Origin of the sequence: Trebonia sp., assembly GCF_049794275.1 — a bacterium.
Taxonomy (GTDB): domain Bacteria; phylum Actinomycetota; class Actinomycetes; order Streptosporangiales; family Streptosporangiaceae; genus Trebonia.
The window spans coordinates 1-8107 of the sequence record NZ_JBARCR010000638.1 but is presented as its reverse complement, the minus strand read 5'-3'; the positions used below and the strand labels follow the sequence as shown (position 1 = coordinate 8107).

9 protein-coding genes are annotated in these 8107 nt (G+C 69.3%); 6 read left to right on the top strand and 3 right to left on the bottom strand.

What is annotated here, in order from left to right:
* From WA805_RS17210 to WA805_RS17200, 3 genes are all read left to right on the top strand, one after another.
* A partial coding sequence (locus WA805_RS17210; RefSeq protein ID WP_425242835.1) for a PadR family transcriptional regulator occupies positions 1 to 630 on the top strand: 630 nt, incomplete at its 5' end.
* Positions 627 to 1610: an ATP-binding cassette domain-containing protein gene (locus tag WA805_RS17205; RefSeq protein WP_422280859.1), complete on the top strand. Its 984-nt coding sequence runs from the start codon at positions 627 to 629 to the stop codon at positions 1608 to 1610. The genes WA805_RS17210 and WA805_RS17205, both read left to right, overlap by 4 nt.
* Before the next feature lie 6 nt (positions 1611 to 1616).
* Positions 1617 to 2522 (top strand): ABC transporter permease, encoded by a 906-nt coding sequence (locus WA805_RS17200; RefSeq protein WP_422280861.1) that lies wholly within the window; start codon positions 1617 to 1619, stop codon positions 2520 to 2522.
* 212 nt (positions 2523 to 2734) lie between these two features.
* On the opposite strand, the gene WA805_RS17195 is transcribed toward WA805_RS17200, so the two are convergent.
* From WA805_RS17195 to WA805_RS17185, 3 genes are read right to left on the bottom strand one after another with little or no spacing between them, the layout of a single operon-like run.
* Positions 2735 to 3085, bottom strand: coding sequence for a DUF3099 domain-containing protein (locus WA805_RS17195; RefSeq protein ID WP_422288467.1), 351 nt, complete (start codon positions 3083 to 3085; stop codon positions 2735 to 2737).
* A 42-nt stretch (positions 3086 to 3127) separates the two neighbouring features.
* Complete coding sequence (locus WA805_RS17190) at positions 3128 to 4525, bottom strand: metallopeptidase TldD-related protein (protein WP_425242834.1); 1398 nt, start codon at positions 4523 to 4525, stop codon at positions 3128 to 3130.
* Positions 4522 to 6030, bottom strand: coding sequence for a TldD/PmbA family protein (locus tag WA805_RS17185; protein ID WP_422288466.1), 1509 nt, complete (start codon positions 6028 to 6030; stop codon positions 4522 to 4524). Before WA805_RS17185 ends, WA805_RS17190 begins: the two co-directional genes overlap by 4 nt.
* Before the next feature lie 226 nt (positions 6031 to 6256).
* Here WA805_RS17185 and fabG point away from each other — a divergent pair, with 226 nt between their 5' ends.
* The 3 genes from fabG to WA805_RS17170 form a co-directional block, all read left to right on the top strand.
* Positions 6257 to 6961 (top strand): 3-oxoacyl-ACP reductase FabG, encoded by a 705-nt coding sequence (gene fabG / locus WA805_RS17180; RefSeq protein WP_422280869.1) that lies wholly within the window; start codon positions 6257 to 6259, stop codon positions 6959 to 6961.
* 29 nt (positions 6962 to 6990) lie between these two features.
* On the top strand, positions 6991 to 7755 hold the full coding sequence (fabI, locus tag WA805_RS17175; protein ID WP_422280871.1) for an enoyl-ACP reductase FabI: 765 nt from the start codon (positions 6991 to 6993) through the stop codon (positions 7753 to 7755).
* 59 nt (positions 7756 to 7814) lie between these two features.
* Positions 7815 to 8107 (top strand): DUF1707 SHOCT-like domain-containing protein (locus WA805_RS17170; RefSeq protein WP_424562129.1); only part of this gene is annotated, 293 nt, incomplete at its 3' end.

Genomic DNA, 8107 nt, shown 5'->3' with positions numbered 1-8107 from the left:
GGCCGCCACTGGGCGCGGCATGAGGGGCCGTTCGGCCCCACGGGCCCCATGAGCGGACCAGCCGACGCGCTGCGCCGCGGGATGTTCGACCGATCGTTCGGCCGAGGCCCGAGGGCGCGCAAGGGCGATGTCCGCGCGGCCATCCTCGACCTGCTCGACGAGGGCGGCCAGTGGAACGGCTACCAGCTCATCCAGGAGATCGGCGCGCGCACCCAGGGCGTCTGGCGGCCGAGCGCGGGGTCGGTGTACCCGGCGCTGCAGCAGCTTGAGGACGAGGGGCTGATCAGCCCCGAGGGTGAGGGCCGCCGCCGGATGTACTCCCTGACCGACGAGGGCCGGGCGTACGCCGAGGCGCACGCCGACGAGCTCCGCGCGTCCTGGGACTCCGCCGCCGGCATGACCGATGACACGGCGATCGAGCTTGGCGACATGATTCGCCAGGTGATGATGGCCGTGATGGAGGTGCGGCGCGCGGGCTCGCCGGGCCAGCTCGCCGCGGCCCGTCGCGTGCTGACCGAGACCAGGCGGTCGATGTACCGCATCCTGGCCGAGGACGAGACGGACGAGCCAGCGGCCGACACGGCCGCGGAAGACGCCACGGACAGCGACGCCCCGGAGGGCGCCGAATGACTGAACCCGTCATCCTGGTCAGCGACCTGGTGAAGCGGTACGGCGAGGTGGAGGCGGTGCGCGGCATCGGGTTCGAGGTGCAGCCGGGGGAAACCTTCGGCTTCCTCGGCCCGAACGGCGCCGGCAAGTCCACCACGATCAAGATCCTGTGTACCCTCGCGGACCCCACGTCGGGGACCGCGAGGGTCGCGGGTTACGACGTGCGGAAGCAGCGCGATACGGTCAGAAGGAACATCGGGCTGGTGTTCCAGGACACCACGCTGGACAACTACCTGACCGGCGAGCAGAACCTTCGCTTCCATGCCGACCTGTACGGCGTGCCCAAGGCCCAGCTCGCGCCCCGGATGCGCCAGGTCCTTGAGATGGTGAACCTGTGGGATCGCCGCACCGCCGAGGTCGCCACCTATTCGGGCGGCATGAAGCGCCGGCTGGAAATCGCCCGCGGCCTGCTGCACGCGCCGCGCGTGCTGTTCCTTGATGAGCCCACCGTGGGCCTGGACCCGCAGACCCGGTCCAGCATCTGGGAGTACATCAACGACCTGAAGAAGCGTGAGGACATCACGATCTTCCTCACCACGCACTACATGGACGAGGCGGAGAACTGCGACCGCATCGCCATCATCGACCACGGCCAGATCGTGGCGATCGACACCCCGGAGAACCTGAAGGCCAGCATCGGCAAGGACCGGGTGCAGATCGCCGTCAACGACGACCAGACGGCCATCGCCGAGCTCAAGGACCGCTTCGGCCTCGACGCGGCGATCAGCGAGGGCATGGTGACGTTTAACGTAGAGAACGGGGAGCAGTTCGTTCCGCGGCTGTTCGGCGAGCTGACCGCGCAGATCAGGTCCGTGAGCGTCGCTCGTCCCACGCTGGACGACGTTTTCATGTCCTACACCGGCAAGACGATCAGGGACGCGGAGGCGACGGCCGGCGACCGGAACCGCGCCCACATCATGGCGTTCCGCAGGGGGAGGTAACCAGCGATGGCGATAGGAGTAACCGAGCAGCAGCAGCCCGGCCACCCCGGCCAGCAGGTCACTGACGCGATCCGCGTCTCGGTCCCTGACCGGGGCCTGCGGCAGGACCTGCGGGCGGTCAACATCGTCTGGCGCCGCGAGCTGATCAGATTCAAGAGCGACCGGCTGCGCGCGGTCACCTCGCTGGTGCAGCCGGTGCTGTTCCTGTTCGTCCTCGGCACCGGGCTGTCCTCGCTGGCCAGTCACGGCCTGCCGCAGGGAGTCGACTTCCGTACCTTCATCTACCCGGGCGTGCTGGCGATGTCAGTGCTGTTCACCGCCATTTTCTCGGCGGCGTCCATCGTCTGGGACCGGGAGTTCGGGTTCTTGCGCGAGATGCTCGTGGCGCCGGTGAGCAGGTCCGCGATCGTCATCGGGAAATGCCTCGGCGGCGCGACAGTAGCCACCTTCCAGGGAATCGTGATTCTCGCGCTCGCTGGACTGGCGCATGTACCCTACGATCCTGTTCTGTTCCTCATCATCATCGGTGAACTGCTGTTGCTGTCGTTCACCCTGACCGCCTTCGGGGTGATGATGGCGGCCCGCATTAAGCAGATTCAGGCGTTCATGGCGCTCACCCAGATGCTCGTGATGCCGCTGTTCTTCCTGTCCGGTGCGCTTTACCCGCTCCGCGGGCTGCCCGGCTGGCTGACCGTGCTCACCCGGCTCGACCCGCTCACCTACATTGTGTATCCGATGCGATACGCGGTGTTCTCGCACCTCGCCCTTCCCCCGCAGGCGACCGAGCTGCTCAGCCCTTCGCTCACCTGGTTCGGCTGGACCGTCCCCGTGGGACTGTCGCTGGGAATGGTGGCGCTGATGGGCGCGGCGTTGCTCACCATAGCGATCCTGGAGTTCCAGAAGACCGAGTGAGCCGTCCGTTACAGAACAAAAAAGGGCCACGCAGGGTGGCTACGGGGGCAAACCACCCTGCGTGGCATTCATCGGCGCTCCGACGGGGGCCCGGAACGCCGGCGTGGGTGCCCCGACGGGGGACCAGAGCACCACTAAAGATCGTACACCTAAAGTCCCCCAATGTTGTCAAGATCTAAATGCTACCTAATGCCGGCGCATTTCCTTGACGGCTACTGCTGCCCGGAACTTCCGTTGCCTTCTTCAGAAGATCCTGAAGATTCCCTCCTGGCCGGAAGATTCGTGCGGTACTCCATGAAACCGCGGACGTTGTCCGGCTCACGTCCGCCGTTGGCGAAGACCACCGCGATATACGGAATGATGATCGCGCCGACCGCGGGTATGGCGGCCAGCCATCCCAGGTGGTTGACGAACATGAGGAGCGCGGCGATGAAGCAGACCAGCCGGATGCCCATCATGAGCAAGTAGCGGTTCTGCCGGTACCTGATGTCCTCGGACATCGGCCGCCGCGCCTGGGTCACCAAGTGCACCTGCTGGCGCTGTCCGGCGTGCCCTATCCTCACCCCCCCACGGTATCCCTACGTGGGCGAACCGGCCACTTCAGGTCAGCTCGCCTGGCTGACCGACGACATGTTGAACGCCTCGATCCGCAGCGGCGGCATCGCGGTCCTGGTGAAGTAGTCGCCCCACTCGCGCGGCAGCGTCGCCTCGGTCGCCCCCGCCTCGGCCAGCCGGGACAGCATGCCCACCGGCGACTCGTTGAACCTGAAGTTGTTCACCGTGCCGACGACCTCGCCCTCCTCTACCAGGTAGACGCCGTCCCGCGTCAGCCCGGTGAGCAGCAGCGTCTGCGGGTCCACCTCGCGGATGTACCACAGGCAGGTGAGCAGCAGCCCGCGTTTCGTCGACGCGATCATCGACTCAAGGGAGGCGCCGGACTCCGCCGACATGATCAGGTTGTCCACGGCGGGCGTGGCCGGCAGTCCTGCCTGGGCTGCCGAATGCCTGCTGGAGTGCAGCGCGTTCAGCGTGCCCGCGGAGATCCACGATGTCAGCCCCGCGGGCAGCCCGTTGTCGAACACGGACTGGTCCCGCCCTGACGAGTGGGCGACCACGAACGGCGCGCACTCCAGCCCCGGGTACCCGGGGTCGGAGAACAGGTCGACGGGCAGCGCGGCGAGCCGCTCCCCGACTCGCGTGCCGCCCCCCGGCTTGGAGAAGACGGTCCGTCCCTCACCGGCGTCCCTGGCACCTGCCGACCAGTACAGGTAGACCATGAGGTCGGCCACCGCGGTCGGCGGCAGCAGCGTCTCGTACCGCCCGGCGGGCAGCTCGACCCGCCGCGCCTGCCACGACAGCCGTTCCGCGAGCCCGGCGTCCAGCGTCGCGACGTCCACGTCGGTGAAGTCCCTGGTGCCCGCCCCCGCCCACGCCGACCGGGTCAGGTCGGCGGATTTCGCGTTGAGCTCGAGCCGCCCTTCCGGCTGGTCATACCGCAGCCGCACCCCGGCTGAGGTGCCGAGGAACGTCGAGGTCAGCCCGTGCTCGGCGAAGCCGTACAGCTTGCGCCCGGCGCCCTCGGCCGCGCGCAGGGTCTCCCCCAGCTCCGCCGCGAAGCCGCGGAACACTCCGAAGTCCGTGGTTGCCGGAGAATCTTCCCATCCTGAACGTCCCCGGCTGTCTCCGGGAACCAGCTCGTTCGCGTCCTCGGCGGGGGACGCCTGCTCGGCGGCCTTCTCCGCTTCCCGCACGACGTCTTCGACCTGGTCGGGGCCGACCCCGGACCTGGAGACGATCCCGACACCCGCGGCGCCTTCGACGCGGCGGTCGATCGAGATCACCGTCAGGCTGCGCGAGGCGGCGACCCCGTTGGTGGTGAGCGTGTTGCCTGCCCAGCGCAGGTTCGCGGTGGAGGTCTCGTCCGCGATCACCACGCAGTCGCCGCCGGGCCTGGCCAGCGCGAGCGCGCGCTCCACGGTGTCTTGCGGCCGGATCTGGCTCATGCTGCCCCTTCCTGCACGGTGTTGAGTATCCGCACCTGGCGGAAGAGCGCGGCCGGGGCGCCGTGGCTGACCGGCGCGACCTGGCCTGGCTGCCCCTTGCCGCAGTTGAACGCGCCGCCGAGCACGTAGGTCTGCGGCCCGCCGACCGCCTCCATCGAGTTCCAGAACTCCGTCGTCGTCGCCTGGTAGGCGGCGTCCCGCAGCTGGCCGTCGAGCCGGCCGTTCCTGATCCGGAAGAACCGCTGGCCGGTGAACTGGAAGTTGTACCGCTGCATGTCGATCGACCAGGACTTGTCGCCGACGATGTAGATGCCGTTGTCCACCCCGGCGATGAGCTCGGCCGTGTTCGGGCCGCCCGCGGCCGGTTCCAGCGACACGTTGGCCATCCGCTGCAGCGGCATGTGACCGGGGGAGTCGGCGAACGCGCAGCCGTTGGAGCGGCCGAAGTCCTTCAGCTGGGCCATCCGCCGGTCCAGCTGGTAGCCGACGAGCACGCCGTCGGAGATCAGGCGCCACGACTGGCCCGCCACGCCCTCGTCGTCGTAGCCGATCGTGGACAGGCCGTGCGCGGCCGTCCGGTCGCCGGTGATGTTCATCACGTCAGACCCGTACTTGAGCGACCCCAGCTTGTCGAGCGTGGCGAAGCTGGTGCCCGCGTAGGCGGCCTCGTAGCCGAGGGCGCGGTCGAGCTCGGTCGCGTGGCCGATGGACTCGTGGATGGTGAGCCATAGGTTGGACGGGTCGATTACCAGGTCGTAGCGGCCCGCCTCGACGCTCGGCGCCGTCAGCTTGGCCGCGAGAAGGTCGGGCAGCTCAGCGAGCTCGGCGTCGAAGTCCCAGCCGGTGCCGGTCAGGTACTCCCAGCCGCGGCCGGCCGGCGGGGCGAGCGTGCGCATGTCGTCGAACCCGGACTCGGTGACGGCGACCGCGGTGAGCTGCGGGTACAGCCGGACCCGCTGCTGGGTGGCCGTAGTGCCGCCGTCGGTGTAGAACTTGTTCTCCTTGACCTGGTACAGGCCCGCGTCGACGTGGCTGACCGCCTCGTGGGCCAGCAATCGCGCCGACCAGTCGGCGAGCAGGTCCACCTTCTCCCGCGGCGACACCGTGAACGGGTCGATCTCGTAGGCCGACACCCAGGTGACGTCGCCGTGGGCGGGCTCGGGAGCGAGCTCGATCCGCTCTGTGTTCATCGCGGCGGCCACCCGCGCGACCTCGACGGCCTGCCGCGCGGCGGTCCGCGCGGCGTCCGCGGTCAGGTCGACGGCGGAGGCGAACCCCCAGGTGCCGTCCACGACCACGCGGACCGCGAGGCCGCTGTCGTCGCCATCGGACAGGCTCTGCAGCCTGCCGTCGGAAAGGGCGATGCGCTGTCCCCTGATCCGTTCGACCCGGAAATCAGCGTGCTGTGCGCCGAGCGCGCGCGCCTGGTCAAGAGCGGCGTCGGCGAGTTCCTTCAGTGGCAGCCCCGCGAACTCGGGGTCGATCTGTCCGTTGTGATCATCCACGCCTCAAGAACCTATCTCACCGGCCTGCCCGGCCGCATCGCGGTATGCCCAGCGTGCCGCAATTTCCGGTATCCGGGCTTATTCCATTCGTCAAGAATTGCATGATCGAATGGTTCTTTTCCTGAGATAAATTGCGCGTCGATAAGTGCGTTAAAACTTCTTTGATCACGCGGGGCTGGCGCGCGGTACCCTCGGCTGGCGGGCCGACCGACGTGAGGAGACCGACATGGGGCGTTCCGTCCTGGTGACCGGCGGCAACCGGGGTATCGGGCTGGCGATCGCGCGGCGGCTGGCCGCCGGCGGGGACAGCGTCACCGTGACGTCCAGGTCAGGCGATCCGGTCGACGGCCTGTCCGTGGCGCGGTGCGATGTGCGGGATGCGGCGTCCGTGGACGCGGCCTTCGCCGCCGTGGAGCAGGAGCAGGGGCCGGTCGAGGTGCTGGTCGCCAACGCGGGCATCACGCAGGACCAGCTGCTGGCACTGCTTAGCGAGGAAGCCTTCACCAGCGTGCTCGACACCAACCTGACCGGGGCCTACCGGGTCGCGAAGCGGGCGGTGCGACCGATGATGCGGATGCGCCGCGGCAGGATGATCTTCATCTCCTCGGTGTCCGGGCTGTCAGGGAACGCGGGGCAGGCCAACTACGCCGCATCGAAGGCCGGGCTGGTCGGTCTCGCCCGGTCGCTGGCGCGCGAGCTCGGCTCGCGCGCGATCACCGCGAACGTGGTGGCGCCGGGTTTCGTGGAGAGTGACATGACCGCGGTGCTGCCCGAGGAGCGCAAGGCGGCCGCCCTCGGCGCGATCCCGCTCGGCCGGTTCGCCACGACGGACGAGGTGGCCGCCGCGGTGGCTTTCCTGGCCGGCCCGGAGGCGGGGTACATCACCGGCGCGGTCATCCCGGTCGACGGCGGCCTCGGCATGGGACACTGAAAGCCACCCCGACTGGGAAGGCGGCACTGATGGGCATCCTCGACGGCAAGCGGATCCTGGTCACCGGCGTGCTTACCGACGCCTCGATCGCCTTTCACGTGGCGCGGGTCGCGCAGGAGCAGGGCGCGACGGTGGTGCTCACGGCGTTCCCCAGGCCGACGCTCGTGGAGCGGATCGCCAAGCGGCTGCCCGCGCCCGCCCCGGTGATCGAGCTCGACGTCACGAACGTGGCCCAGCTCGAGTCGCTGCCCGACCGGCTGCGCGAGCACGTCGACGGGCTCGACGGGGTGGTGCACTCGATCGGCAACGCGCCGCAGTCAGCGCTCGGCGGCAACTTCCTCGCCACGCCGTGGGAGGACGTCGCCAAGGCCATGCACGTGTCCACGTTCTCGCTGAAGTCGCTGGCCATCGCCGTCCTGCCGCTGATGCCCGACGGCGGTTCCGTCGTCGGCCTCGACTTCGACGCCAGCGTGGCCTGGCCAGGCTACGACTGGATGGGCGTCGCCAAGGCCGCCCTCGAGTCCTGCGCCCGCTATCTGGCCCGCGACCTAGGGCCGCAGCGGGTACGGGTGAACCTGGTGGCGGCGGGCCCGCTGAAGACGATGGCAGCGAAGTCCATTCCCGGCTTCGAGAGGTTCGAGGACGTCTGGTCGCAGCGCGCGCCGCTCGGCTGGGACATCGCCAACCCGGAGGCGGCGGCGCGCGCGTGCGTCGCGCTGCTGTCGGACTGGTTCCCGGCCACCACGGGGGAGATCGTGCACGCCGACGGGGGAGTGCACGCGGTCGGCGTCTGACCGGTTTTCTCGCGCCGCTTTTTCTTGCGCTGGGCGCGGCTGGTCCCGATACTCCAGTCATGGCAGGTTCCGCGGCGGAAACCCCGACACAGCCGGACGCGCAGCTGCCCGGCCAGCTGCGCGCCTCCGACGCCGAGCGCGACGCGGTGGTCGCCAGGCTGACGGAGGGGTTCGCCGCCGGCCGCCTCTCGCACGACACGTTCATGTACCGGATGAGCGCGGTGCTCAAAACCCGGCACCGGGCCGACCTGCCGGGCCTGCACGCTGACCTCCCGGCCACGCCTCAGGAACCCGGGCGCCCAGGCAGGGCCGCGGCCCTCCTCGGCCGGCTCCGCGCCGCGTGGCCCCGGCC